The organism is Staphylococcus sp. HMSC063F05 (assembly GCF_001837075.1).
Taxonomy (GTDB): domain Bacteria; phylum Bacillota; class Bacilli; order Staphylococcales; family Staphylococcaceae; genus Staphylococcus; species Staphylococcus epidermidis.
Map to the genome: position 1 here is coordinate 820 of NZ_KV831357.1, position 25620 is coordinate 26439.

General features: G+C 32.2%; 19 protein-coding genes and 1 pseudogene. 15 read left to right on the forward strand and 5 right to left on the reverse strand.

Annotated elements, in window-relative coordinates; translation table 11 throughout:
* The 10 genes and pseudogenes from HMPREF2576_RS12665 to HMPREF2576_RS08625 all read left to right on the forward strand — a co-directional run.
* Nucleotides 1-694 (forward strand): annotated as a pseudogene (locus HMPREF2576_RS12665) (adhesin); the annotation flags it as partial.
* A 142-nt stretch (nt 695-836) separates the two neighbouring features.
* Entirely contained in the window at nt 837-2036 is a 1200-nt protein-coding gene (gene secY2, locus HMPREF2576_RS08585; protein WP_001831846.1) for an accessory Sec system protein translocase subunit SecY2, read from the forward strand.
* 17 nt (nt 2037-2053) lie between these two features.
* The gene (gene asp1 / locus HMPREF2576_RS08590) at nt 2054-3610 is read left to right on the forward strand and encodes an accessory Sec system protein Asp1 (RefSeq protein ID WP_002470356.1); all 1557 of its coding nucleotides are present in this window, start codon (nt 2054-2056) and stop codon (nt 3608-3610) included.
* Complete coding sequence (asp2, locus tag HMPREF2576_RS08595) at nt 3591-5159, forward strand: accessory Sec system protein Asp2 (protein WP_010959331.1); 1569 nt, start codon at nt 3591-3593, stop codon at nt 5157-5159. Before asp1 ends, asp2 begins: the two co-directional genes overlap by 20 nt.
* Entirely contained in the window at nt 5146-5718 is a 573-nt protein-coding gene (gene asp3 / locus HMPREF2576_RS08600; protein ID WP_002437878.1) for an accessory Sec system protein Asp3, read from the forward strand. The genes asp2 and asp3 overlap by 14 nt, the downstream gene beginning before the upstream one ends.
* The gene (gene secA2 / locus HMPREF2576_RS08605; RefSeq protein WP_001832960.1) at nt 5711-8101 is read left to right on the forward strand and encodes an accessory Sec system translocase SecA2; all 2391 of its coding nucleotides are present in this window, start codon (nt 5711-5713) and stop codon (nt 8099-8101) included. The genes asp3 and secA2 overlap by 8 nt, the downstream gene beginning before the upstream one ends.
* 17 nt (nt 8102-8118) lie before the next feature.
* The gene (gene gtfA, locus HMPREF2576_RS08610) at nt 8119-9627 is read left to right on the forward strand and encodes an accessory Sec system glycosyltransferase GtfA (protein ID WP_001831876.1); all 1509 of its coding nucleotides are present in this window, start codon (nt 8119-8121) and stop codon (nt 9625-9627) included.
* A complete protein-coding gene (gene gtfB, locus HMPREF2576_RS08615; RefSeq protein WP_002470351.1) occupies nt 9620-10960 on the forward strand; it encodes an accessory Sec system glycosylation chaperone GtfB in 1341 nt (446 codons plus the stop codon). The genes gtfA and gtfB overlap by 8 nt, the downstream gene beginning before the upstream one ends.
* A gap of 105 nt (nt 10961-11065) precedes the next feature.
* The gene (locus tag HMPREF2576_RS08620; RefSeq protein WP_001831842.1) at nt 11066-11413 is read left to right on the forward strand and encodes a magnetosome magnetite crystal formation protein family; all 348 of its coding nucleotides are present in this window, start codon (nt 11066-11068) and stop codon (nt 11411-11413) included.
* Nucleotides 11414-11582: 169 nt separating this feature from the next.
* Entirely contained in the window at nt 11583-12062 is a 480-nt protein-coding gene (locus HMPREF2576_RS08625; protein ID WP_070856300.1) for a peptide-methionine (S)-S-oxide reductase, read from the forward strand.
* 147 nt (nt 12063-12209) lie between these two features.
* Here the strand turns inward: HMPREF2576_RS08625 and HMPREF2576_RS08630 are convergent, their stop codons facing one another.
* Nucleotides 12210-12566: a hypothetical protein gene (locus HMPREF2576_RS08630; protein WP_001831851.1), complete on the reverse strand. Its 357-nt coding sequence runs from the start codon at nt 12564-12566 to the stop codon at nt 12210-12212.
* Between the two features lie 340 nt (nt 12567-12906).
* Between HMPREF2576_RS08630 and HMPREF2576_RS08635 the strand changes: the two genes are divergently transcribed.
* The 3 genes from HMPREF2576_RS08635 (at nt 12907) to HMPREF2576_RS12350 (ending at nt 15479) form a co-directional block, all read left to right on the forward strand.
* Nucleotides 12907-14079, forward strand: a complete 1173-nt coding sequence (locus tag HMPREF2576_RS08635) for an MFS transporter (protein WP_002470355.1) — start codon at nt 12907-12909, stop codon at nt 14077-14079.
* Nucleotides 14080-14240: 161 nt separating this feature from the next.
* On the forward strand, nt 14241-14930 hold the full coding sequence (locus HMPREF2576_RS08640) for a flavin reductase family protein (protein WP_002470347.1): 690 nt from the start codon (nt 14241-14243) through the stop codon (nt 14928-14930).
* A gap of 393 nt (nt 14931-15323) precedes the next feature.
* Nucleotides 15324-15479, forward strand: coding sequence for a hypothetical protein (locus tag HMPREF2576_RS12350; protein ID WP_070861197.1), 156 nt, complete (start codon nt 15324-15326; stop codon nt 15477-15479).
* 197 nt (nt 15480-15676) lie between these two features.
* On the opposite strand, the gene HMPREF2576_RS08650 is transcribed toward HMPREF2576_RS12350, so the two are convergent.
* Entirely contained in the window at nt 15677-15853 is a 177-nt protein-coding gene (locus HMPREF2576_RS08650) for a hypothetical protein (RefSeq protein ID WP_001831885.1), read from the reverse strand.
* Nucleotides 15854-16166: 313 nt separating this feature from the next.
* Nucleotides 16167-16595: an organic hydroperoxide resistance protein gene (locus HMPREF2576_RS08655; protein ID WP_001831844.1), complete on the reverse strand. Its 429-nt coding sequence runs from the start codon at nt 16593-16595 to the stop codon at nt 16167-16169.
* A gap of 249 nt (nt 16596-16844) precedes the next feature.
* On the opposite strand from HMPREF2576_RS08655, the gene HMPREF2576_RS08660 reads away from it, so the two are divergent.
* Complete coding sequence (locus tag HMPREF2576_RS08660; protein ID WP_002470364.1) at nt 16845-18875, forward strand: LPXTG cell wall anchor domain-containing protein; 2031 nt, start codon at nt 16845-16847, stop codon at nt 18873-18875.
* 367 nt (nt 18876-19242) lie between these two features.
* Here HMPREF2576_RS08660 and HMPREF2576_RS08665 read toward each other — a convergent pair whose 3' ends face one another.
* Nucleotides 19243-21210: an amidase domain-containing protein gene (locus HMPREF2576_RS08665; RefSeq protein WP_002469034.1), complete on the reverse strand. Its 1968-nt coding sequence runs from the start codon at nt 21208-21210 to the stop codon at nt 19243-19245.
* Between the two features lie 287 nt (nt 21211-21497).
* On the opposite strand from HMPREF2576_RS08665, the gene HMPREF2576_RS08670 reads away from it, so the two are divergent.
* Nucleotides 21498-24356: a YhgE/Pip domain-containing protein gene (locus HMPREF2576_RS08670; protein ID WP_002456326.1), complete on the forward strand. Its 2859-nt coding sequence runs from the start codon at nt 21498-21500 to the stop codon at nt 24354-24356.
* 310 nt (nt 24357-24666) lie between these two features.
* Here HMPREF2576_RS08670 and manA read toward each other — a convergent pair whose 3' ends face one another.
* Entirely contained in the window at nt 24667-25617 is a 951-nt protein-coding gene (gene manA / locus HMPREF2576_RS08675; RefSeq protein WP_001831892.1) for a mannose-6-phosphate isomerase, class I, read from the reverse strand.
* Nucleotides 25618-25620: the final 3 nt, after the last annotated feature.

Here is a 25620-nt window from a genome sequence, read left to right on the forward strand (position 1 = left end):
CAGTGCATCAACATCAACGAGTGTGAGTGACTCGAACAGTGCAAGTGCATCCATGAGTGAATCATTAAGTACGAGTCTTTCAGAATCGACAAGCACATCGACATCAGAAAGTACGTCTGAATCAACAAGTGTGAGTGACTCAAACAGAGCAAGTACATCGTTGAGTGGCTCAACAAATACAAGTATTTCAGATTCAACAAGAACATCAACATCCGATAGTGCATCTACATCAATGAGTGTAAGCGACTCAAATAGTGCAAGTACGTCATTAAGCGAATCGGCAAGCACGTCCACATCAATGAGTACATCTGAAACTTTCAATTCACAATCTCCTATAAATAGTGAAAGTCAATTTATTGGTGATAGCTCGTCTGAAGATACAATCGTGACTCAATCAAAAAATACGAATATGCTTAATAAAACTGGAAAAGATTATGATTTACAAGAACAAAGTGGTTATACTGATTCAGAACAACACAGTGAAAAACAAAGTAATCAAGCCGATAATCACTCAAACAACCTCGATTTACTTCATCAAAATCGTGCACAAGATAAAGTCGTTAAACAACCGACTAAAGGAGAAGATGGAGTTGTAAGCAACGGTTTTATAGTAGCAGTAGCTATCTTATTGGCTATCTTCGGTTTAGCAAAAAAATCTAGAAAAGACGATGATGATCAAGATGGTAGTAAATAACAGATAGTTTTAATCATATTAAGAGGCTAGGGAACAATAATTGATTGGATAAGTACATGACAACTAAATCCAACTTTAGATTATCCTTAGCCTCTTTAGATATGATTCAAGTGATTAATTATTTAATAATTAGGGTGAAAAAATGTTTAAGAAATTCGAATATAAAATTTTATATAAAAGAATATTTTTTACATGCTTAATTTTAGTTATATATATTATAGGAAGTAATATTTCAATCGTAAGTAATGAAAATTTAAGAACTCATAAAGATTCCTTTTTTAAGTTAGCTATTACTAATGTAGGTGGGGATTTACATACATTAAATATATTTTCACTAGGACTTGGGCCGTGGTTAAGTTCGATGATTATTTTGACACTAATAAACCACAAAAGTAATGATAAGGTTAAAACACAAACTCGTAGGGAACGACATTTCAAAGAGCGAGCGTTAACACTTATCATTAGTGCCGCTCAAGGATTTTACATTATTCATTCATATATTAATAAACATGCGATTAAAGATAGTAATATGCTCATTTTATTATTAGTCTTAATTACAGGAACGTTGTTAATGGTGTGGTTAGCAGATCAAAATACAACGTATGGCATTTCGGGACCTATGCCAATTGTTTTAATGAGTCTTGTTAAATCTATATTTAATACACATTTTCCTAAATTAAATTCAAGCGCATCTTTAATTACTATGATTATTGTCTTATTAGTGCTGGCCTTATTTATACTCTTCTTTATTGAGTTAACAGAATATCGGATAGAATATAATGATATTATGAATATTTCTGCTAAAGATATACCATCATATTTATCATGGAAACTTAATCCCGCTGGTAGTATCTCTATCATGGTGAGTTTGTCATTATTTATGTTAACGAATAATATCGTTAATTTCATAGGACGCTTTATCGTGAATCATAATTTTGAAACACATGTCTTTAATTTTACAAATCCAGTTGGAATTACTATATATCTTCTGTTACAAATGATTTTGGGTTACTTTTTATCAAGATTATTAATTAATACAAAACGTAAATCAAAGGAATTTCTTAAAAATGGGAATTACTTCGAGGGTATTCAACCTGGACAGCAGACAGAAAAATTTCTAGGGAGTAAAGCACGTCGTATTTGTTGGTTCGGTTCAATAGTAGTAGCGATTGTACTCGCTATACCAATGTATTCAGCGCTGCTTGTCCCCCACTTACTTAAAGAAGTTTACTTTACAACTCAAATGATTGTATTTGTCTATATTGGAATTAATATCGCTGAAACAATTAGAGCGTACTTATACTTTGACAGCTATAAGCAAATTTTAAATAAATATTGGTAGGGAGGAGGTTTTGGAATATGAAACGATTTATACCAGCTTGGTATAGCCGTAACAGATGGTGGGAAAGTACCTCAAGACCATTCTATCTAAAAAAACAGTATACAGATTTTGACGATATGATTAGTTTAATGACAATGCATAGTTCGAATAATGTGGATTATCAATTGATAGTTTTAAGTTTTAGTCCATATCTTAGAACATTCCTCCATCGATATGATTTGTATGAAAGTCATTATTGGTCTGTATTTGATGAGATACAGGGCATTGGACATCAAACGCCTCAAGCTATTGATTATCGCGATCTTTCATGGCCAGAAGGCACTGAATTTATTTTTACTCCCTTTCAAATTCAAGCGATTACGGGTGATAACACGTTTTCTAAAATTCACTTCAGCCAAGAGGGGTACCTGATGTGGGTAGAGGATTACAAGTATAGTACAATTCAAAGACGATTTGTATTCGATGATAGAGGATTTATATCGGCAGTGCGTACTTATACACCTGATGGGGATAACAATAAAAAACACTATTTTTCAAAAGATGGGGAAGAAATATTTGTTGAAGACTTAAATGTTAATACAGTAACGATTAATAAAAATTTCCAATCAAAATTTAAAAAGGTTACGTATTCATCTATGGCTGAGTTGATAGAAGAGAAATTCCAATCATATGTAGAAAGAGAATTGAATGAAGATGATTCTGTTATAGTGGCATCTGATGAACGTCATAATTCAATGATGGCTCGCACAATTGATGCACCGTCTTTATGTTTTTCTATTTTTACTGAGCGAAATAAAGTGGTGACACAAGATTTATATGATTCTATTTCGAGAGCATATTATTGTCTCGTTGATACACAAGCTAATCAAAATATGATTGAACACTACGCAGGATTGAATATGAATAATTTTAATCTTTTAAGGGTAACGCCTTTTGATGCGCAGTCATTACCTAACCAAAGTAGTCAATTGTATGACACTTATATTGGATTATGGATAGATGGTTTGGACGAGATTGAAATACGAGAGATTGTAAACAGCTTATTTCAATATATTCAACATAAAGATGGCTATAAGTTGAAAATTTTAACTAAGAGTAGAGATAATCTTACGGAAAATCTTATAGATGAAGTTGCTCATCTCAATGATTTATATCACCAAGAGAAAAAGGAAATAAGTGATGTAATTGAAGACGTGATACAGAATAAAAAAGAAACAATCATTGATATTGAAACAGTACCGTTTGAAGAAGATCTTGTAAGCGTTATTTCAAAATTAAGAGTTGTAGTAGATTTATCTTTAGAGCCGAAACTTTTTTTACAAATCTGTTGTATTGGCGCGGGTATACCACAAATTAATAAAAAGAGAACAGATTATGTTAAACATATGCATAATGGATATATTATTGATGACATATCGCAAACTGTAGAATCTTTAGATTATTTTTTGGCACATTTAAAAAATTGGAATTATTCTTATGCATATTCCATGAGATTAACGGATGATTTTAGTTCAATTAATATTATTCATCAAATTAATCAGTTATTTAAAGGTGATGTTTCAAGTGGCACGTAAATTTAGAGTACTTCAAGTAGGTGGTCATGATTTAGGTTCTTTATTTAATCAAAAAAGTAATGTCGAATGGGATTATTTTGATGTTGGTTTGTTTGATTTTGAAAGTGGCTATCAAGATGTTGTAGTACATATTTTAGATGAAAAAGGACAATTTGATTTTGTTTTTGTACGTGAAAAATATTCTGATTCATTAATGAAACTTTTATCATTAGTCAGTACACCGTATAATACTGTGATTGACAATGAGTATTGGGATAATCAATACCAACAAGATAAGACAATACAACGTAATTTTATAAAACCACTCATTTATGAAAATAAAGAACAATTACAACAAAAACTAGAGGCAGTTACATTTCCTGGGCAATATGGAGATAAAGTTAAACCTATTCATTGTCGCGTTAGTATTCATTTTGATGGTTCTTATCAATTTAATGGAAATGAGTCTATTGAAGTATCAGGACGATTTGGGGAATCATACCAACCCCTCATTACATGGAGTCAAAATATCATTGCTGATGCCAATAAGGTGAATCAAATATGGCCAGAATTTAAAGTTGAAGGTGATGCTAAAATCCAATATACATTGAGATTGACGCCTGTTTATTCAACTGATCAACCAGTAGAAAAGCTAATATATGAACAAGACGATTTAGACACTCCCATAGAACTACCTGCTCGTCCTTATCAAACATATGTGAGTGTATCAATCAAAGCTAAAGGTAAAGGAACATTATTTATAGGTGCTATTCATAAACGTTGGTCACGCTTGGAATTAGGGCAGTTCATATTAGGCGGAAAACGATATAGTGATGAAAATAAGCAAGAATTTATACATTACTTCCATCCTGGAGATTTAAAACCACCACTCAATGTATATTTTAGTGGGTATCGTACTGCTGAGGGCTTTGAAGGGTACTTTATGATGAAACGTATGAATGCTCCATTTATTTTAATAGCTGATCCTAGAATCGAAGGTGGTGCCTTTTACCTAGGGTCAGAGAATTATGAACAGGCAATCCGTAAGGTTATCCAAAATGCTTTGGATTATTTGGGATTTGCGAACAACCAATTAATTCTTTCTGGATTATCAATGGGATCATTTGGCGCACTTTATTACGCTACAAAATTAAATCCAGCGGCTGTTATTGTAGGAAAACCTTTGATAAATCTCGGTACTATTGCTAATAATATGAAACTCGTTCGTCCAAACGATTTTGGAACGTCACTTGATATTTTGCGATTGAATCAAAATGGCATAACTAACAAAGATGTTGTTCAGTTAGATAATCATTTTTGGAAGCAAATTCAGCATAGCGATTTGTCAATGACTACATTTGCGATTGCTTACATGGAGCATGATGATTATGACAAATATGCATTTCAAGATTTATTGCCTGTTCTTACAAAACAACATGCACGTGTGATAAGTAAAAGAATTCCTGGTAGACATAATGATGATTCTGCTACTGTTACTCATTGGTTTATTAATTTTTATCATTTAATCATGGAAGAGCGATTTGGGAGGGTAACACATGCAAGAAGATAGGAAATTTGAAGTCAAATGGCGACTAGTTAATTCATCAACTTTTATGTATGGTACAAAATTACGCTTTAATCAAGATAATATCTATTTTGAGAACCCTTTGATGCCATCCGGTACAATCATTCACAGTTGGTATATGTTAACTGATTTTGCAGAAGACCGTGTAAGCCCAAAGCTACCTATTTTAAAAAAAGGGCGCCAATATCAATTTCAATTTAATTTTGAAGTTGAACCTGAGGGTGCGGCTTATTTTAAAATGAAATTTTATCGTAAGAATAAAGAAATTCTTAGTCATCAAATTCTAAAAAATAAAAAAGAAAATATTGTCTATCCTAGAGAAGCATATTCATATGAATTAGAACTTATTAATGCTGGCATGAATCATCTATCTTTTCACAATATAATTGTGCAAGAATTAAGAGAAGATAGTAATCAAGCTTATGAGGCAACGCAATATATAGATCCTAAGAAAAAACTTAAAGTAATTAATCAAATAATAACCAATATAAGGACACATCATCTAGACTCATCAAACTATCACAGGAGTGATATGAATGGCTAAAGGTGTTAACCAAATTATTAATAATATTAGGTTAAGAAAATTGCGCAAAATATTAAATCAAATTAATGCGCTTAGTGAGGAGTTCTCAAATTTTAGTGATGAAGCACTTCAAGCGAAGACAAAAGAATTTAAAGTTTATTTAAATGATAATAAAGCTTCACTCAATCACATTCTGCCACAAGCTTATGCAACAGTTAGAGAGGCTTCTAAGCGCGTTTTAGGTATGTATCCAAAAGATGTGCAGATTTTAGGAGCAATCGCTATGCATCAGGGGAATATTGCAGAAATGCAAACAGGAGAAGGTAAGACGCTTACAGCTACCATGCCTCTGTACTTAAATGCACTTACAGGTAAAGGTGCTTATCTAATCACAACAAATGATTACTTAGCAAAACGCGATTTTTTAGAAATGAAACCACTATATGAATGGCTAGGCTTGTCTGTATCATTAGGATTTGTGGACATTCCAGAATATGAATACGCTGAAAATGAAAAATATGAACTGTACCACCATGACATTGTTTACACGACTAATGGGCGACTAGGGTTTGATTATTTAATTGATAATTTAGCTGATGATATTCGTGCCAAATTTTTACCGAAATTAAACTTTGCTATTATTGATGAAGTCGATTCTATTATATTAGACGCTGCCCAAACGCCTTTAGTTATTTCTGGTGCACCACGTGTACAATCTAATTTATTTCACATCGTTAAAACGTTTGTTGAAACACTTGAGAAAGATAAAGACTTCATAGTTAATTTTAATAAAAAAGAAGTGTGGCTCACTGATGAGGGCTCGGAAAAAGCAAGCCATTATTTCAAAGTGAATAGTATATACCAACAGCAATATTTTGATTTAGTTAGGATGATTCATTTATCGCTTAGAGCTAAGTATTTATTCAAATATAATTTAGACTATTTTATTTTTGATGGTGAGATTGTGCTTATAGATAGAATAACTGGTCGTATGCTACCTGGAACAAAGCTTCAGTCTGGTTTACATCAAGCTATAGAGGCTCTGGAAAATGTTGAAATTTCTCAAGATATGAGTGTGATGGCAACCATAACATTCCAAAACTTATTTAAGCAATTTGATGAATTTTCAGGTATGACTGGAACAGGTAAATTAGGGGAAAAAGAATTCTTTGATTTATATTCAAAAGTTGTTATAGAGATTCCGACTCACAGTCCGATTGAACGAGATGATAGACCTGATAGAGTATTTGCTAATGGTGACAAAAAGAACGATGCAATTTTAAAGACAGTGATTGGTATACATGAAACTCAACAACCTGTGTTACTAATTACACGTACTGCAGAAGCGGCAGAATATTTTTCAGCTGAGTTATTTAAACGTGATATACCCAACAATTTATTAATCGCTCAAAATGTAGCTAAAGAGGCACAAATGATTGCTGAGGCGGGACAATTATCTGCAGTTACTGTTGCTACAAGTATGGCAGGGCGTGGAACTGATATAAAGTTATCAAAAGAGGTTCATGATATCGGTGGCTTAGCAGTGATTATTAATGAACATATGGATAATAGTCGTGTTGATCGTCAATTAAGAGGACGCTCAGGTCGCCAAGGAGATCCTGGATATTCACAGATTTTTGTATCACTTGATGATGATTTAGTAAAACGTTGGAGTAACTCTAACTTGGCAGAAAATAAAAACCTCCAAACGATGGATGCATCTAAACTAGAAAGTAGTGCACTCTTTAAAAAACGTGTAAAGTCAATTGTTAATAAAGCGCAACGTGTATCTGAAGAGACTGCTATGAAAAATAGAGAAATGGCAAATGAATTCGAAAAAAGTATTAGTGTTCAACGAGATAAAATTTATGCTGAACGTAATCACATACTTGAAGCAAGCGATTTTGATGATTTTAATTTTGAACAGCTTGCACGAGATGTGTTTACAAAAGACGTTAAAAATCTTGACTTAAGTAGTGAACGTGCACTTGTGAATTATATATACGAAAACTTAAGTTTTGTCTTCGATGAAGATGTATCAAATATTAATATGCAAAATGATGAAGAAATCATACAATTCTTAATACAACAATTTACTCAACAATTTAACAATCGTTTAGAAGTTGCTGCTGATTCATATTTAAAACTTCGTTTCATTCAAAAATCAATTTTGAAAGCGATAGATAGCGAATGGATTGAACAAGTAGATAACTTACAACAACTTAAAGCCAGTGTAAACAATCGACAAAATGGACAGCGTAATGTCATTTTTGAATATCATAAAGTGGCTCTTGAAACGTATGAATATATGTCTGAAGATATAAAAAGGAAGATGGTTAGAAATTTATGTTTAAGTATTCTAGCCTTTGATAAGGACGGAGATATGGTCATTCATTTCCCATAAACAAAGAGGTGTTAGACATGACGATTTATAATATCAATTTTGGAATCGGTTGGGCCAGTAGTGGTGTTGAATATGCACAAGTGTATCGAGCAAAACTATTAAGGCAATTACCTTATCCAACAAAATTTATATTTTTAGATTTTATTCAATCAGAAAATATTCAAACACTCACAAGCAACATAGGGTTTAAAGATGATGAAGTTATTTGGCTATATCAATACTTCACAGACGTAAAAATCGCTCCTACAACGTACACAGTTGATGATTTAATTTCAGAGTTAGGTAATGAGGTTACTCGAAAAGAACAAAACGGTAAAGTATTACGACTCTATTTAAATAATCAGCAAACATTCGTAACCTGCTATTTAAAAAATGCTAACGAACATTACGTTGATCGTGCAGAGTTTGTGGTGAATGGAATGTTAATTAGGAAAGATTTTTATAGCTATGTAAGAACATTCTCGGAGTATTATGCTCCTTTTGACAATAAAGCTAAAATATATATGCGTCAATTTTATAATGAAAATGGATCAATTGCATATCGCGAATATATAGATGAAGATGAACATGTTTTTGTGTTTGATGATGCACGTTTATACAGTAAACAAGCACTCGTCGCATACTTTATACGTCAATTGCGATTGAATTCAGAGGATATCATTATTATTGATCGAGCAACTGATGTGGGACAAGCCATATTAGAAAACAAGGGATCCAGTAAAGTTGGCGTAGTCGTTCACGCTGAACATTTCAGTGAAGGTGCGACTGATGGGACTCACATTTTATGGAATAATTATTATGAGTATCAATTCGAAAATGCACAGCATATTGATTTCTTTATCACAGCGACAGATTTGCAAAGGCAGACACTAAGTGAACAATTTAAACAATATAAGAATGATTGTCCACGTATACGTACAATTCCAGTAGGTAGTATAGAATCGTTACAATATCCTGAAAAAGAAAGAAAACCATATTCCATCATGACCGCATCACGTCTTGCTAACGAAAAACATGTTGATTGGATAGTGGAAGCTGTGATTAAAGCTAAACATCAGTTACCTCAATTGAGTTTTGATATCTACGGACAAGGAGAAGAACAAGAAAAAATTAAAAATATTATTACCAAACATCGTGCTGAGGATTACATACAAATTAAAGGACATAGAAATCTTCGTACAATATATCAGCAATATGAATTATTCATAGCGGCCTCACAAAGTGAAGGGTTCGGACTGACATTAATGGAAGCGGTTGGCTCTGGTTTAGGTATGATTGGATTTGATGTGAATTATGGCAGTCCGACATTTATTCGACATCATCAAAATGGCTATTTGATACCGATAGATTTTGAACAAGCGTCTACTGATGATATCACAACGCAAATCGCTCATATGATTATTCGATATTTTGAAGATGGTCCCATAAGGGCACATGAGGTATCGTATGACATTGCAGAATCATTTAAAACATCGCATATTGTTGATCTATGGAGACAACTCATTGAAGAGGTGCTATATGATTAATTTATTCGAAAATTATAATCAAGAAACACAGGAATTACATCAATCTCTTAAGCGTGCTGGTTACAATCACTTTACGATTGTAATTAATGATGATGGATTTTTACCTGATGATGTGACATCGCCGTATCGTTTTTTCGCAGCATATCAAATTTATGAAGATGATACCCCTGCTTTTTTTAATGATATTGATACGCCGCCTTTTTGGGAAATTAAAGGAGATGCGACAATGGCTACCATTACAGATATGGGTGAGCTTAGAGGTGAAATCTTTTATAAGGAACATTATAAGACACGTGTAGTTAGCCATGTAGAGTGGCTTGATTCAAAACAGCGTTTGCGTTCGGTTGATTATTATACAAAAGAAGGATTTAAATTTGCTGAAACAGTTTACGATTTGTTAGGTAATGCAATATTAAAAAAGTATATGACACGTGAAGGTAAAGAAGTGATTTATGAGAATTATGTAACTAACGATGTAGTTGTAGAATATAAAGGGAAATCTTATTTTTTTGATTCATATACAGAGTGGATTAAATTTTACTTGAGTGAAATGGGCATTGAGATAAAAGAAGTTATATTTAATACTTTATCAACACCATTTTTAGCAATTTATCATTTGCCGACATTGAAAAAAGGTATTTTATTTTGGCAAGAACAATCTCAGGGTTATGTCCCAGGAAATATGAAAGTTATGTTATCACCAAACCTTCAAAGTCGCTTTGCCGTTATTGTCCCTAATCAGAATGAATACAAATTGATCAAGGAACAACTATCTAGGGAGGAACAACAGGCAGTATATGCATCTGGTTACTTATATGACACGTATAAACGGAATCATTATTCTAAGAATGTATTAACATTAACAAATTCAGATCAATTACCACATGTTGAAACGTTGATACGTTTGCATAAAGATTATCAATTTCACATAGGCGCTAAAACTGAGATGTCTTCAAAATTATTAAGTTTATCGCAATATGAAAATGTTAAATTATATCCAATAATTAAAGAACAAACAGTTCAAACCTTATATCAACAATGTGACATCTATTTAGATATTAATGAGGGGAACGAAATAGGGAATGCTGTAAGAAGCGCATATAATCATCAATTGTTAATTATGGGATATAAAGAGGTTGTTCATAATCGAGATTTCGTTGCAATAGAAAATCAGTTTCTTGTAAATGATATAAGTCAGTTGAGTAACGCTTTGAAAGAGATAGGAAATCATCGTGGTCAATTTGAAACACGTTTAGCACTACAACAACGTCATGCTAATGCTGTGCCGGTATCAACATTTAAATACGTATTAGTACAAGCATTAAGTGGTTAATCATTAGTATCTTTGTATCGAAACTTACAATATTGTAATTGTATTCCATATCACTTAAATGAATTCTCAGAATGTGTTTATATTTAAATTGAGGTGATTAATTGTATGGAAAATTTTGATAAAAGTTATCATGATAAAACGGGTGATGTATTAGGGGCTTTAAGTTATCTAAGTGTATTTTTCGCACCTGTATTGTTTCCATTAATCGTATGGATTGTTGGACAACCACCAGCATCTACGTATTCAAGAAATGCATTATTTAACCATATTTTGAGTTGGGTGTGTTTGGTATTAGGACTTATATCATTTGCTGCTGGACTATCCTTGATTGATTCGACAAATGGAGTCGCTGTACTAGTGATAGGAGTAATTATTGGAGGTATTCTACTTATCGCTTCGCTTGTATTATTTATTATTAATATTGTGAAGGGTATCAAATTATTGATGATATAGTAAGACAGAATGAACAGAGTAATCAAGTTGATAATATGGAACCTGATACATCAATCATAGGTACAGGTTCTTTTCTTATTTTGATTGTAATTGAATGAACTGAGAGATTTATTTTGAATTCTTTATGATTGAAAAGTGAGTTAACACATTTGCTTTAGGGAGTGAGGATATGGAAACGGTATATTTTGCTGGTGGATGTCTATGGGGAACTCAAGCTTTTTTTAATACGATTCCAGGAGTTATTCAAACAGAAGCTGGAAGGGCAAATGGAACGTCGAAATGTTTAGATGCTCCTTATGATGGCTATGCTGAATGTGTGAAGATACACTTTGATCCTGCAAAAACTTCAATACTTATGCTGATGGATTATTTGTTTGAAATGATAAATCCTTATAGTTTAAATCAACAAGGTCAAGACAAGGGTCAAAAATATCGAACAGGTGTGTATAGTGAAAGTTCGAAGCATTTAAATGAAGCAAAAGACTACATTAAGCGCAGGGAAGACGCGAAACAAGTAATGGTCGAAGTACAACCTCTAAGTAATTATGTGAAGAGTGCAGAAGAACATCAGAATCATCTTGAGAAAATTCCGGAGGATTATTATTTATGTCATGTTCCTCCAGCATTGCTTAATAAATACAAGAAATAATCATTGTCGTATTCATCTAGACTGATGAATTGAATGCCTTTGTTCTTCATTGATAGATAACATAAAAGAAGCGGTAATTCCTTGATAAGATTAATAAGGGAATTACCGCTGTTATTTTATTTAATATATATTTATATGTTGAAGTACTTATTTTTTACAAGAAAAAGTATCTAATAAGCTAAGTGTTGATAAACCTAATAAGTCTAAAGCATGTTGTGCACCCTTTTTACCATGCCCTGCTTCAAAATGTTTGTAAGCTGCAACACCAAGTACTGAAATTGCTGCAAGTGAGCCTAAGCGTGAAATATTTTTATTTAAAAAACTAGCAGCAAATAAACCAGCAGCTGCAGCTTCAACGCCACCTGCTAACTTAACTGAGTTTTCCGGTAAACCAAATGTATTAGTGAAAGTATCAATCATACCTTGATCGCCTTTTAATTTAGGTTTACTTGCATCATATAATTCTTTAGCTAGTTTTAAATTTGTAGCATAACGTAAAACCATTAAAGATTCCTCCTATATATCTGTAAATATGAATTCCTTCTAGACATCTCTTTTCCCTAAAATAAAAATTAAATGCACAATTTAACATAAATGTTGTAATATATTAACGATTTAATCATAGGTTTGTGAAATATTGATATTTAAAGGTAATGGTAATCTTAAATTGAAGTAATCTGTATGTCAATTTTTCAGCTCTCATGTGTCTCTAAAGAAATTAAATGGATACAAGTGTATTTATATTATTTTAATTTTTCGTCAATTTAAATATCTCTTTAGGAATTTGAAACAAACTGTCATAATAATCGTATTGAATAAAATTTAGAAAGGAGTATGGAAATCGATGGAAGAAAGTAAAAACTATAATCTCATTACGACAATCATGTTTATTTCAGGTATCATTGTAATGGCAAGTTTATATACGGCTCTACCTCTTACAGCAACTTTCGCAGAAGACTTTCATGTTCCTAAATCTATAGCAACTTTAAACGGTGTTTTATTCTCATTAACATATTCAATCAGTTGTCTATTTTATGGAACGATTTCTGAAAAGTATGGCAGAATTAAAACTATTTTAGTAGGTATGAGTGCATTAGTTATCATCTGTCTTATGATAGGTATTGTTCATTCATTTACAGTGTTATTAATATTAAGAGCACTACAAGGCGTATTTGCTGCATCATTTTCTCCTGTAGTCATGACTTATACAACTGAAACTTATCCACGTGTGAAACGTGTAACAGCAATTAGTTTCATCAGTACAAGTTTTATGTTATCAGGTGTGTTAGGGCAAAATATGAGTGAATTAGTCGTAAGTTATTTGAATTGGCAGTGGGTATATTTTATTTTAACAATCTTATATTTAATTCTCGTATTAGTTATTTATAAAAATGTACCTGAGAGTCCACATAAAAATCCTGATATACAACTCATTAAGTTTTTCAATAACTTTAAAGATTTCAAAGACAATCTTAAAGTTTTCTATTGTTTATTTATTTCACTAACATTACTGATTATGTTTATAAGTATGTATGATATTTTAAATGAATATGTCACATCACACCAAGTTGGGGGAGACATGTCTGTGTCCTCAATGATGAAATTGTTCGGTGTGATAGGCATGTTATTATCTCTATTAGCAGGGCGTGTAAGCAGTCGTATAGGTATGAAGCGCTTGCTAACTATCGCATTAACAACATGTATTGTGTCGATCATACTCATGGGTGTAACTACGAATATTATACTTATTACAACATTTAGTGTGTTGTTTGTTGCAGGTATCGCATTTGCGATTCCTACTGTTATTTCAAAAATAGGTGTAGTTGTTAAAAACAATCAAGGTTTCTTTTTATCTGTTAATACATTTGTATTATTCTTAGGAACAGCGATTGCACCTATTTTAATGTTATTTGTAGGCGAACTGTCTAACTTTTTCTTACAGTTTTTAATGATTGCTATTGTCGGACTGATTGCTTTAGTTGTATCAATATTTATGCCAGGTGACCAACGTTCTTGAAAATAGCTTCAAATGATAAAAGCAATATTGGTTGTTAAAAGTTTAAAATACTATTTATAACTTTTAACTATATTGAAATGATTGATAAATATTAGACAATGCTAAGTCAAGTCATGTAACCTTAAGTTGATAGAACGATTAACGATAGGAGTGGATATAAAATGAATTATTCACCAAAACAAGGTGTTAAAAGTCATGGATTGCCACATGATCCGTTCAAAAGTAGCACAGTACCTAGACCTATAGGTTGGATTTCTACAGTATCTAAAGAAGGTAAAGATAACTTGGCGCCGTACAGTCAATATCAAAATCTTACATGGGATCCCCCAATGGTAATGTTTGCGGCTAATCAGTCAGTGCTTGGCGATCATGAAAGAAAAGATACAGTTAAAAATGCGGAAGAAACTGGTTGGTTTGTATGGAATATGGCAACATATGATTTGCGTGAAGCAGTGAATTTATCATCCAAAGCATTACCTCCAGAAGATGATGAATTTGACTTTGCTGGTGTGACGAAAGAATCGTGTATCGAAGCTCCTGGAAGTAGGGTAAAGGAATCACCTGTTCATTTTGAATGTGAATATGTTCAAACAGTAAGAATTCCCACTGGAGACCCTGTTTCAACTGTGGATGTAGTCATCGGTCGTGTAGCACAAGTGCATATTGACGATAAAGTAATTATGGACAACGGAAAATTAGACATTAAGTCAATCAGACCTATAGCACGTCTCGGTTATTATGATTACACGGTTGTCGATGAAATATTTGAAATGAAAGCACCTGCAGCTTCGAAAGAAGAATTGGCTGGACTTGAAGGTCGAAATTTTGACAACACTAATAATGAATCATGATACATCAAAAAGAATGAAATCATATTCATATTAAATTCGTCGTTCAGATTCATTAATGAGAACTAAAAATTTAAAAACTTAATATAAGCGTATTTTAAATTTAGCTATCCAAAGTCAATAGCTAAGAGGATGAGACATAATTCCTAGCAAAATAGCCAGTAAATGAGTTTTCTATAAATTCATTTACTAGCTTTTTATTTATAATACTTCGTATTGTTGGCTCGCTTTCTTAGGGGACAGCTTCAGCCTGTAGTCTTCAGCTTGTCCTGTTCCCTCAAGAGTCTCGCCAAAATACTTTGTGCATATATGTAATTTTATATTAAAATACTTTGAAAAATAAGGACCTTTCGTATAATTTAATAAATACCAATAAACTAATTTAAGAGGTGTCTTATGTATAAAAATTATAAAATGACTAAACATACTCTACTAATGGAAACTTCAGTTCTTATCCCTACAAATGATATTTCACGACATGTAAATGATATTGCAGAAACAATTCCCGATACTGAATTCGATGAATTCAGACATCATCGTTGCTTAATATAATAAAGTAAAAGCTCAACGAGCTGAAAATAATAAAAAAAATATAAAAAAGACAATTTCTACATTATTTCAATAGAAATTGTCTTTATTTACTTATCCTGGAACTTTCTGTCCCAGCCACTCTTTTAATAATTACAAAATTTTTAAATACTATGTTTTGTTATAGAGATGTTGGTATGTTTTACAGTTTTGAAAAAAGATTATACGTAGCCATTAACAAAGTGACCGATTAAACTTAAGAGTCCTACTAAAAAAAGGCATACACCGGGTATAAACATTTTTTCCTTAGCATCTATCGGTTTTGAATGATAGATAATTTGACTTAAAACAATAAGCACAACACCAATAATCATAGCGATGATTGATATGGTAAACATAAATAGTCCTCCTTCGGTGATGAGCAACTTTACATTTTATGAAGAAAAAATCTACTTACTTATACTATTCCCATTTTAACCTTTTTATAGTTGTTTTAAAGTGAAATTTTTTAAAAAGTATGAAATTGATTTAAAAAAAGATATTTTGTTTATGAAAAGTAAATTGAATGAGAGATTGGAAATGAAAAACAGAGACTGTGGAAGTATGAAAGTATATAAAAAGAGTAGAACAGAATTCAATTTGAATTCATTATTCTACTCTTTAATCTTGTATAGAAACATTTGCTAAGAATTAGTTGTACGATTACAAGTTTTATTGCGCTGTAACATCTAACTGAACGTCAATGTTACCACGTGTCGCTTTTGAGTATGGACAGAATTGATGTGCTTGCTCCACAAATTTCTCAGCATCTTGTTGGGACATATTTTCAAGTGTGACTTTAATATCTGCGCCGAGTTTAAAACCATTGTCAGTATCATCTTTAAGTAATTCAATAGTGATTTCAACTTCTGGGTTGGCATCACTTATTTTATTTTGAGATAAGATTAATGATAGCGCGCTATTAAAGCATGCACTATATCCAGCAGCAAATAATTGTTCAGGATTAGTATCGTTGCCTCCTTGACCACCCATTTCCTTAGGTGTTGCAAGGTTTTGAACAAATGTATTATCTGGACTAAAAACGCGACCATCACGTCCACCATTTGAAATCATTGTAGTTGAGTAAATAGAATTTGCCATTATAAAAACTCCTTGTTTTTGAATTACACTTAACTTAATATATTAATTAAATAATTAAGTGTGTAAAGAAGTGTAATACCAAATTACTAATAATTACAAGAAATTTGTTTTTTAAATTTGTTATTTTAGGTTCATTATCTACAAATCTATGAAATTATGTATTATAATGTGATATGTATATTTTTGATTAAATCATATAAATCTATTTAAAGAATAATACAGGTAACTTTATTAAAGGAGTATGTGTAAATGAAGAGAACAGATAAAATTGGTGTCTACCTCAAGCTGTCATGTTCTGCGTTGTTACTTAGTGGTTCGCTGGTTGGTTATGGCTTCACAAAAGATGCTTTTGCAGATTCAGAAAGTACATCATCAAATGTTGAAAATACTTCTAATAGTAACTCCATCGCTGACAAAATCCAACAAGCTAAAGATGATATTAAAGATTTGAAAGAACTTTCTGACGCAGATATCAAAAGTTTTGAAGAACGTTTAGATAAAGTCGATAATCAATCAAGTATTGACCGTATTATAAATGATGCAAAAGATAAAAATAATCATTTAAAATCGACAGACTCTAGTGCCACATCATCAAAAACTGAAGATGACGATACATCTGAAAAAGATAATGATGATATGACTAAAGACTTAGATAAAATACTGTCGGATTTAGATTCAATTGCTAAAAATGTTGATAACCGTCAACAAGGTGAAAATAGTGCTTCTAAACCTAGTGACTCAACAACCGATGAAAAAGATGATTCAAATAATAAAGTACACGATACAAATGCTAGTACACGCAATGCAACTACTGATGATTCTGAAGAGTCGGTTATTGATAAATTAGATAAAATCCAACAAGATTTTAAGTCTGACTCTAATAATAAGCTTTCTGAACAAAGCGATCAGCAAGCATCACCATCTAATAAAAACGAAAATAACAAAGAAGAATCTAGTACGACAACAAATCAATCCGATAGTGATAGTAAAGACGATAAAAGTAATGATGGTCGTCGCTCAACATTAGAACGTATAGCATCAGATACTGATCAAATTAGGGATTCAAAAGATCAACATGTCACAGATGAAAAACAAGATATACAAGCAATTACACGTTCACTACAAGGTAGTGATAAGATTGAAAAAGCACTTGCTAAGGTACAATCTGACAATCAACCACTAGATTCTAATTATATAAATAATAAATTAATGAATTTAAGATCACTAGATACAAAAGTAGAGGATAATAACACTTTATCTGATGATAAGAAACAAGCGCTTAAACAAGAAATTGATAAAACTAAGCAAAGTATTGACCGACAAAGAAATATTATTATAGATCAACTCAATGGTGCTAGTAATAAAAAACAAGCAACCGAAGATATCTTAAATAGTGTTTTCAGCAAAAATGAAGTAGAAGACATAATGAAACGTATTAAAACAAATGGCCGAAGTAATGAAGATATCGCTAATCAAATTGCCAAGCAAATTGATGGTCTTGCATTAACTTCTAGTGATGATATTTTAAAATCAATGTTAGATCAATCTAAAGATAAAGAAAGTTTAATTAAACAATTGTTGACGACACGACTTGGTAATGATGAAGCAGATCGTATTGCTAAAAAATTGTTAAGCCAAAACTTGTCGAATTCTCAAATCGTAGAACAATTAAAACGTCATTTCAATAGTCAAGGAACAGCTACAGCTGATGATATATTGAATGGTGTGATTAATGATGCTAAAGACAAAAGACAAGCGATTGAAACAATATTACAAACCCGTATCAATAAAGACAAAGCTAAAATTATCGCCGATGTTATTGCGCGTGTACAAAAGGACAAATCAGATATCATGGATCTCATTCACTCTGCGATTGAAGGCAAGGCAAATGATTTATTAGATATAGAAAAACGAGCAAAACAAGCTAAGAAAGATTTAGAATATATTTTAGATCCTATAAAGAATAGACCATCCTTGTTAGATCGTATTAACAAAGGTGTCGGTGATTCTAATTCAATATTTGATAGACCAAGTTTACTTGATAAACTTCACTCAAGAGGATCTATTCTTGATAAATTAGATCATTCGGCACCGGAGAATGGATTATCTTTAGATAATAAAGGTGGCCTTTTAAGTGATTTATTTGACGACGATGGTAATATCTCATTACCAGCGACAGGTGAAGTCATCAAACAACATTGGATACCAGTGGCTGTTGTACTCATGTCATTAGGTGGAGCGCTCATCTTTATGGCGCGTAGAAAAAAACACCAAAATTAATTTAAAAATTATATATAGTAATAGGCATCATCAATCTTATGTGTAGTTAAACTATTTCACAGTTAGTGATTGAGTTGGTGCAACGCTTACTCAAAGTTTATAACAAGAGTCAGTATAAAAGAGTAGGACTAAGAATTTAAAATCAATTCTGTCCTACTCTTTTTTGACATGCAATAATGATTGATATATATAATGAATAATATACTTTTAGAAATCACTTGAGTAAATTATAAAAATGGACTTTTCAATGTAAAGTTACTCTAATATAGTTATTGAATATAAATAAGCACAAAGATGTATTATAAATTTGAATACATCTATGTGCTATTATTTTGTGGATGGTACCTCAAATAATTTTAAATTTTTACTATTTACCTTTAATGTAATCTAAATCTTGAGCATCTTCTGCATCAATAGTTCTGAATGAAATGACACCTAATCCTTTAACATTTGATTCAGAAATAACAATTGAACCGTCGTCATTAACTTTTTCAACGAAAGCAACATGACCATACTGTGTATCAGCACCTAATTGTCCAGCTTCAAACACAACTGCAGTATGATTTTTAGGTGTGTGCGTTACCGTATAGCCTTCACTTTCAGCACGATTATTCCAATTATGAGCATCACCTAAGTCACCAGAAATGGATGCATCAAATTGATTCATACGGTGGTACACATACCAAGTACATTGGCCATGTGGGTAAGGTGATGTACCGGAAGTTTCAGTAAATGGTTTGAAGTCATTACCAGAGACATCCGTACCTATTGATTTGTTGTATTTCTTCATGTTAGGCATTTTTTCTTTGTCAAAAGATGTTAAATGATAATGTTTAATAATACTATTTAATTTTTTAGAATAATTAGGATCTGTGGCGTATGAGCGTGACAGATGTGAAGTAGCATCTTTATATGATAGAGCTTCACTCTTCCAAGTTGGTTTATAAATTGACGGATTACCATCGATACCATGTTTGATTAAATCTGCATAATCTTCAAGAGATTGTTTAGTACTTGGGTATTTACGGAAACCTGCTTGGATACTGAACATATGATTACTGCTATCAGCTTCTAAAGTATTAAAAGTTACAGATTGTCCTTTGTAGTCACCTTTGATTCCAAACAAGTTATGATTTGGTGATTGTGCAAGTGAACTTTTTCCAGAGTCAGATTCTAAAATAGCTTGAGCAATCATAACTGATGCATATATATCTTGGTCTTTTCCAATCTGATGCGCATCTTTAGCAATTGATTGAATGAAATCACGTGTGTCTTGACTGTCAACAACATTAAATGAATCAGAAGATAAGTCACCATTGTCTAATTCAGGTAGTTGTTGGAAAAGACTTGTTGAACGTGTATTTGAGCGTTTAATGTCATCCTCAAATGATTGTGCAGGTTTTGATTGATGTTTTAATTCATCATCTGTTGGTAATTGTGGATTTTTGTCGGCATTATCACTTTGAGATGTTTTAGTGTGACTTGTATTCTTGCTCTTATTGTAATCTTTTTCTGTTTTCTTAGCGTCCTGACTATATTCATCTAATATAGAGTCTAATGCTGAATCTGTAATACTAGAATATTTCTTGTTATGTTCTGAGCTATCATCATTCGCTTGAGTTTGTTGTTGCTCAGAAGAAGATTGATTTTTGTTTGTATCTACGTCTTCGCCTTCTTGATCTTCTTTATCCATTTCTCCAAGTAAATCACTGACGTCAGAATCGGCTTGATGGTTAGTTGTCTTTTCTTTTTCATCGTTTGATGATTCTTGATCTTGTTTAGCAGACGACTGTGATGGTTCTTGATGTTGTGATGGTTGTTTTGCCTGATCTGCTTGGTCTACTTGATCTTTTTCGTCATTAGAAGAATGGCTTGTCTTTTGTGGCTGTTCGTAATCTGTTATATCAGAATCAAAATCAAATAAATTTTGGATGAGTGACGTTAAACTAAAACTGTCTTCGTATTTATTCGGTTCCCAGTATTTAGAAAAATCTACTGACTGAGACTTAAAATTATCATAAAGTTGATCAACTAAATTATCATCTTTCATTTTATAGTTACGATGTGTTGAGTCAGCTGATAATGGTTTATTAGAGTCTTTGTCCTTGCTGTCAGAAGTGCTTTTTTTATCATCAGAATCGTGTTTAGAATCATCGTTGTTAAATTCATCTTTTTCAGATTGTTTTGATGTTTCTTTTTGTGATTGATGTTGTTCCATTTTATCTGAATTTGTATTTTTATTAGATGAATCTTCAGCAAAAGCTGTTTGTGTAGCGAAGGTTGGCGTGATAAGCGCCGTCGATAGTAAATATACTAAAAATTTATTTTTCTTCATCTTATGTGTGCTCCCTTAAAAATTATTTTTAGTTATTGTCATAACAAATGAGAATTTGATATAATTTATCTTATGGTTTATATAGTTGACAAGTATCAACAAAAATGAATTACGCCTTAATACAAATATTATACTAATCAACATTAGAAAAATAAATCCATTTAATCAAATTTTAATATAATATGTGTATCATCTTTACGTAAGCAAAAAAATATGCACATTTAAGTAATCATCTGTACGGAAATGTATTACAATAAAAAAGAATAATGATAATTAGGAGTGTGAAAATGAAAAACGCACTAAAACTTTTTATCACGGATTTAAAAAGAGTTGCTAAAACACCAGGTGTATGGGTCATCTTAGCTGGTTTAGCAATTCTTCCTTCATTCTATGCATGGTTTAACCTCTGGGCTATGTGGGATCCGTATGGTCATACAGGACATATCAAAGTTGCCGTAGTGAATGAAGACCAAGGTGAAAAAGTTCGTGGTAAGAATATTAATGTAGGAAATAAAATGGTCAAAACTTTAAAAAAGAATGATAGTTTTGACTGGCAATTTGTGAGTAGAGAAAAAGCCGACCATGAAATTAAGATGGGAAAATATTATGCAGGTATTTACATACCGAAGAAATTTACACATGAAATCACTGGTACTTTAAGAAAACATCCTCAAAAGGCGGATATAGATTTTAAAGTAAATCAGAAGATTAATGCCGTAGCAGCTAAGTTAACCGATACGGGATCGTCGTTTGTGATTGATAAAGCAAATAAACAATTTAACAAAACCGTAGCAACCGCTTTACTTTCTGAAGCTAATAAAGTCGGACTATCAATTGAAGATAATGTACCTACAATCAATAAAATTAAGAGTGCTGTATATCAAGCTAATAATTCATTGCCTAAAATTAATCAATTTGCAGACAAGATTATTGAACTAAATAAACATCAAGACGATTTGGATGCTTATGCTAATCAATTTAGAAGTTTAGGAAAGTATAAAGGGAATGTATTAGACGCTCAAGAAAAACTTAATGCTGTTAATTCGTCTATTCCGGCGCTTAATGAAAGGGCTAAATTGATACTTGCACTTGATAGCTACATGCCTAATATTGAAAGAATTTTAAATGTTGCTGCTAATGACGTTCCAGCACAATTTCCTAGAATCAATAGGGGTGTCGATATTGCAAGTGAAGGTATTGATGCAGCGAGTGGTCAGTTAAATGATGCAAAAGGTTATTTGACTCAAGCTAAAGCGAGAGTGGGAGACTATCAAGAAGCAGCTGGCCGCGCTCAAGATGTGAACAACCAAGCAAATCAAAATCTAAGAAATCAAACATCAACTACACCCCAAAGCGCTATAAAGTCATCGCATTCGGAAGGGAAGAGTCATTCAAGTATTAAAACAGTACCTGTGAGTCAATCAGGTGAGAATCAACCCGTTTATGGTGATAACATTTTATCTAACAGTGATGTAAAATCAATGAATACAGCTTTAACAGAAGCTTTATTATCATTATCTAATCAAACAGATCAACAAGCACAAGCTACCCAACAAGACATTAAGTCATTAAAAAATATAGCATATGGTGTTATCGCTTCAGATAAACCATCAGAGTTTAAAGAACCATTAAAAAATATAAAATCACGCTTAGAAAACGCATCTAAGTATAATCAACAATTTATAGATATCTTGTCAGAGTTGGAAAAAAGTGAACATGTTGATCTATCTAATGAAATTAAGCAAGTGAAAGAAGCAAACAATAGCATTAATGATAATTTAAAAAGTACTAATCAATTAATAGATGCATTGTCAAATGGTAGCTCCGGACAATTAGAAGCAGTCAATGTATTACGTGACTTACCTAACTTAAATAAAAGGTTAGATACATTACGAAATTACATTAAAAAAGAACTTAATCGTAATTTACTAGCTGTTTCTAATGAGATTACTGATCAACTTAATAAAGGTCAAAATACATTATCGACAATCCAATCTAAATTAAATACTATTAACCGAGTGATTAACGCTGGTCAAGATATTTTAAATAGCGGTAAAAAGAGAATTGATACGATTCAAACTGCATTGCCAGCAATCGAAAACGCATATATAAATGCAATGCGAACTGCACAAGCTTACTTCCCAACAGCTAAAAAAGATGTCGCGAAAGCTGCAGACTTTGTACGTAATGACTTGCCTGGATTAGAGAGAGAATTAGCTAATGTAACACAGTCTGTAAACCAAAAAATACCATCTTTATTTAGTCGTTATGATAATGCTGTAGATTTATTAAACGAGAAACAGCCTCAAGCAAAAGAAGCACTTGCTTCGCTTGCCGATTTCTCAGAAAATAAATTGCCAGATGTTGAGAAAGACTTGAAAAAAGCAAATAAAATCTTCAAAAAGTTAGATAAAGATGATGCTGTAGATAAGCTAATAGATACATTGAAAAATGATTTGAAGAAACAGGCAGATATTGTTGCTAACCCTATTAATAAAAAAACGACAGATGTGTTCCCAGTAAAAGACTATGGTTCTGGTATGACGCCGTTCTATACTGCATTGTCTATTTGGGTTGGAGGATTATTAATGGTCAGCTTATTATCTGTAGATAACAAACATGAACACTTACAACCTATTATGACGAAGAGACAAGTGTATCTTGGTAAATCTGGTTTCTTTTTCTTATTAGGTATCATACAGGCATTAATAGTATCTATCGGTGATTTAGTTATCCTTAAAGCATCGATAGAATCACCGATATTATTTGTCTCTATTGCCGTGTTTAGTTCTCTCGTATTTAATTCGATTATTTACACATCTGTATCATTGTTAGGTAACCCTGGTAAGGCTGTTGCTATTATCTTACTTGTGTTACAAATTGCTGGTGGAGGAGGTACATTCCCAATTCAAACAACGCCAGAATTCTTCCAAGCGATATCTCCATATTTACCATTCACGTATTCTATCGACGCATTACGTGAAACAGTTGGAGGTATAGTTCCAGAGATACTGATTACGAAAGTGATCATTTTAGGTTTATTCGGAATCGGATTCATGGTTGTAGGTTATTGCTTGAAACCTGTGACTGACCCTATTATCCGTAAAATTGCTGAAAAAGCTGATGAAAGTAAAGTAACTGAATAAGGATCAACGATTTTACTTAATTAATGTTAGAACAGTACGATTTAAAATGATACTTACAGGAAAACATGTTGTATTGTTCTTATCTTAGAAAGATAAATTAAAAAACGGTTATTCACCTTAACAAAAGGTGGATAACCGTTTTTGTTTATCCTAAATTTAACAGTGACAGATTTTATTGCTATAGAAACAGGCACTGTTGTAATTATCGATGCTTCTCTTATATGAAAGAAAAATATATGATTAAGTCAGTTCAAGCAACATGATGTTTTATTCAATTGATTTAAATTAAAAATTGATGCAACCCGTTTATTTAATATGCCTCATCTTTACTAAAACTGACTATTAAATCCATATTACCAACAAATTTAATATATTGATCTTCAGAAGTTAAAATAAAATGATCGCCCTTATCGATTTTATATACTTTGTTATTGATTGAAACTTGCCCGTGGCCGTTAATCATTGACACTAGGCAATAAGTGTGTGGTTTTTGAAAATCTAATATGTCTTTGATAGACCATTCTTCAACCGTAAAGAAATGATTGGCAACAAATTGAGTGTGACAATTGCCATTTATCATTTCAGTCTTAGGTGTTGTATTAGGTTCAGTTGTAGTGATATCAATAACATCTTTACTTTGGTTTAAATGTAATTCACGCGTATGACCATTTTTATCTTTTCTGTCATAATCGTATATACGATATGTTGTATCTGAAGATTGTTGAGTTTCCAAAATGAGGATTCCGGAACCAATAGCATGAACTGTACCGGCTGGTACATAAAAGAAATCACCCGGTTTAACAGGTACATGTTTAAATAAATAGTCGAATTGATGATGATCAATCATATGTTCAAGTTCATTTTTACTTGTAGCATTAACACCATAGATTATTTCAGCACCAGGTTGAGCGTCTAAAATATACCAACATTCAGTTTTACCGTATTCGCCTTCATGTTTAAGCGCATATTCATCATCAGGATGTACTTGTACTGACAAACAATCATGTGCATCTAAAATTTTAGTGAGAAGTGGAAAATCTTTACGTGAGTCATTTCCGAAAAGTGCTTTATCTTCGTCCCAAACTTGTTTTAAAGATTTCCCCTTATGTTTTCCGTTGAGAATTGTGTTAGGACCGTTTTTATGTGCGGAAATTGCCCAGCATTCGCCGGTAGAATTATTCGGAATATCGTAGCCAAATTGAGTGAGATTGGTGCCACCCCATAAACGTTCTTGAAATACGGGTTGAAGAAAAAGTACCATTTG

Excerpts from the sequence above, each read along its gene's own strand:
- HMPREF2576_RS08670 (WP_002456326.1), top strand. The coding sequence starts at position 21,498 with ATGAAAAACGCACTAAAACTTTTTATCACGGATTTAAAAAGAGTTGCT.
- gtfA (WP_001831876.1), top strand. The coding sequence starts at position 8,119 with ATGACGATTTATAATATCAATTTTGGAATCGGTTGGGCCAGTAGTGGT.
- HMPREF2576_RS08620 (WP_001831842.1), top strand. The coding sequence starts at position 11,066 with ATGGAAAATTTTGATAAAAGTTATCATGATAAAACGGGTGATGTATTA.
- secA2 (WP_001832960.1), top strand. The coding sequence starts at position 5,711 with ATGGCTAAAGGTGTTAACCAAATTATTAATAATATTAGGTTAAGAAAA.
- asp3 (WP_002437878.1), top strand. The coding sequence starts at position 5,146 with ATGCAAGAAGATAGGAAATTTGAAGTCAAATGGCGACTAGTTAATTCA.
- HMPREF2576_RS08650 (WP_001831885.1), bottom strand. The coding sequence starts at position 15,853 with ATGTTTACCATATCAATCATCGCTATGATTATTGGTGTTGTGCTTATT.
- asp1 (WP_002470356.1), top strand. The coding sequence starts at position 2,054 with ATGAAACGATTTATACCAGCTTGGTATAGCCGTAACAGATGGTGGGAA.
- HMPREF2576_RS08655 (WP_001831844.1), bottom strand. The coding sequence starts at position 16,595 with ATGGCAAATTCTATTTACTCAACTACAATGATTTCAAATGGTGGACGT.
- manA (WP_001831892.1), bottom strand. The coding sequence starts at position 25,617 with ATGGTACTTTTTCTTCAACCCGTATTTCAAGAACGTTTATGGGGTGGC.
- HMPREF2576_RS08660 (WP_002470364.1), top strand. The coding sequence starts at position 16,845 with ATGAAGAGAACAGATAAAATTGGTGTCTACCTCAAGCTGTCATGTTCT.
- HMPREF2576_RS08630 (WP_001831851.1), bottom strand. The coding sequence starts at position 12,566 with ATGGTTTTACGTTATGCTACAAATTTAAAACTAGCTAAAGAATTATAT.
- HMPREF2576_RS12350 (WP_070861197.1), top strand. The coding sequence starts at position 15,324 with ATGTATAAAAATTATAAAATGACTAAACATACTCTACTAATGGAAACT.
- HMPREF2576_RS08665 (WP_002469034.1), bottom strand. The coding sequence starts at position 21,210 with ATGAAGAAAAATAAATTTTTAGTATATTTACTATCGACGGCGCTTATC.
- HMPREF2576_RS08640 (WP_002470347.1), top strand. The coding sequence starts at position 14,241 with ATGAATTATTCACCAAAACAAGGTGTTAAAAGTCATGGATTGCCACAT.
- asp2 (WP_010959331.1), top strand. The coding sequence starts at position 3,591 with ATGTTTCAAGTGGCACGTAAATTTAGAGTACTTCAAGTAGGTGGTCAT.
- HMPREF2576_RS08635 (WP_002470355.1), top strand. The coding sequence starts at position 12,907 with ATGGAAGAAAGTAAAAACTATAATCTCATTACGACAATCATGTTTATT.
- secY2 (WP_001831846.1), top strand. The coding sequence starts at position 837 with ATGTTTAAGAAATTCGAATATAAAATTTTATATAAAAGAATATTTTTT.
- HMPREF2576_RS08625 (WP_070856300.1), top strand. The coding sequence starts at position 11,583 with ATGGAAACGGTATATTTTGCTGGTGGATGTCTATGGGGAACTCAAGCT.
- gtfB (WP_002470351.1), top strand. The coding sequence starts at position 9,620 with ATGATTAATTTATTCGAAAATTATAATCAAGAAACACAGGAATTACAT.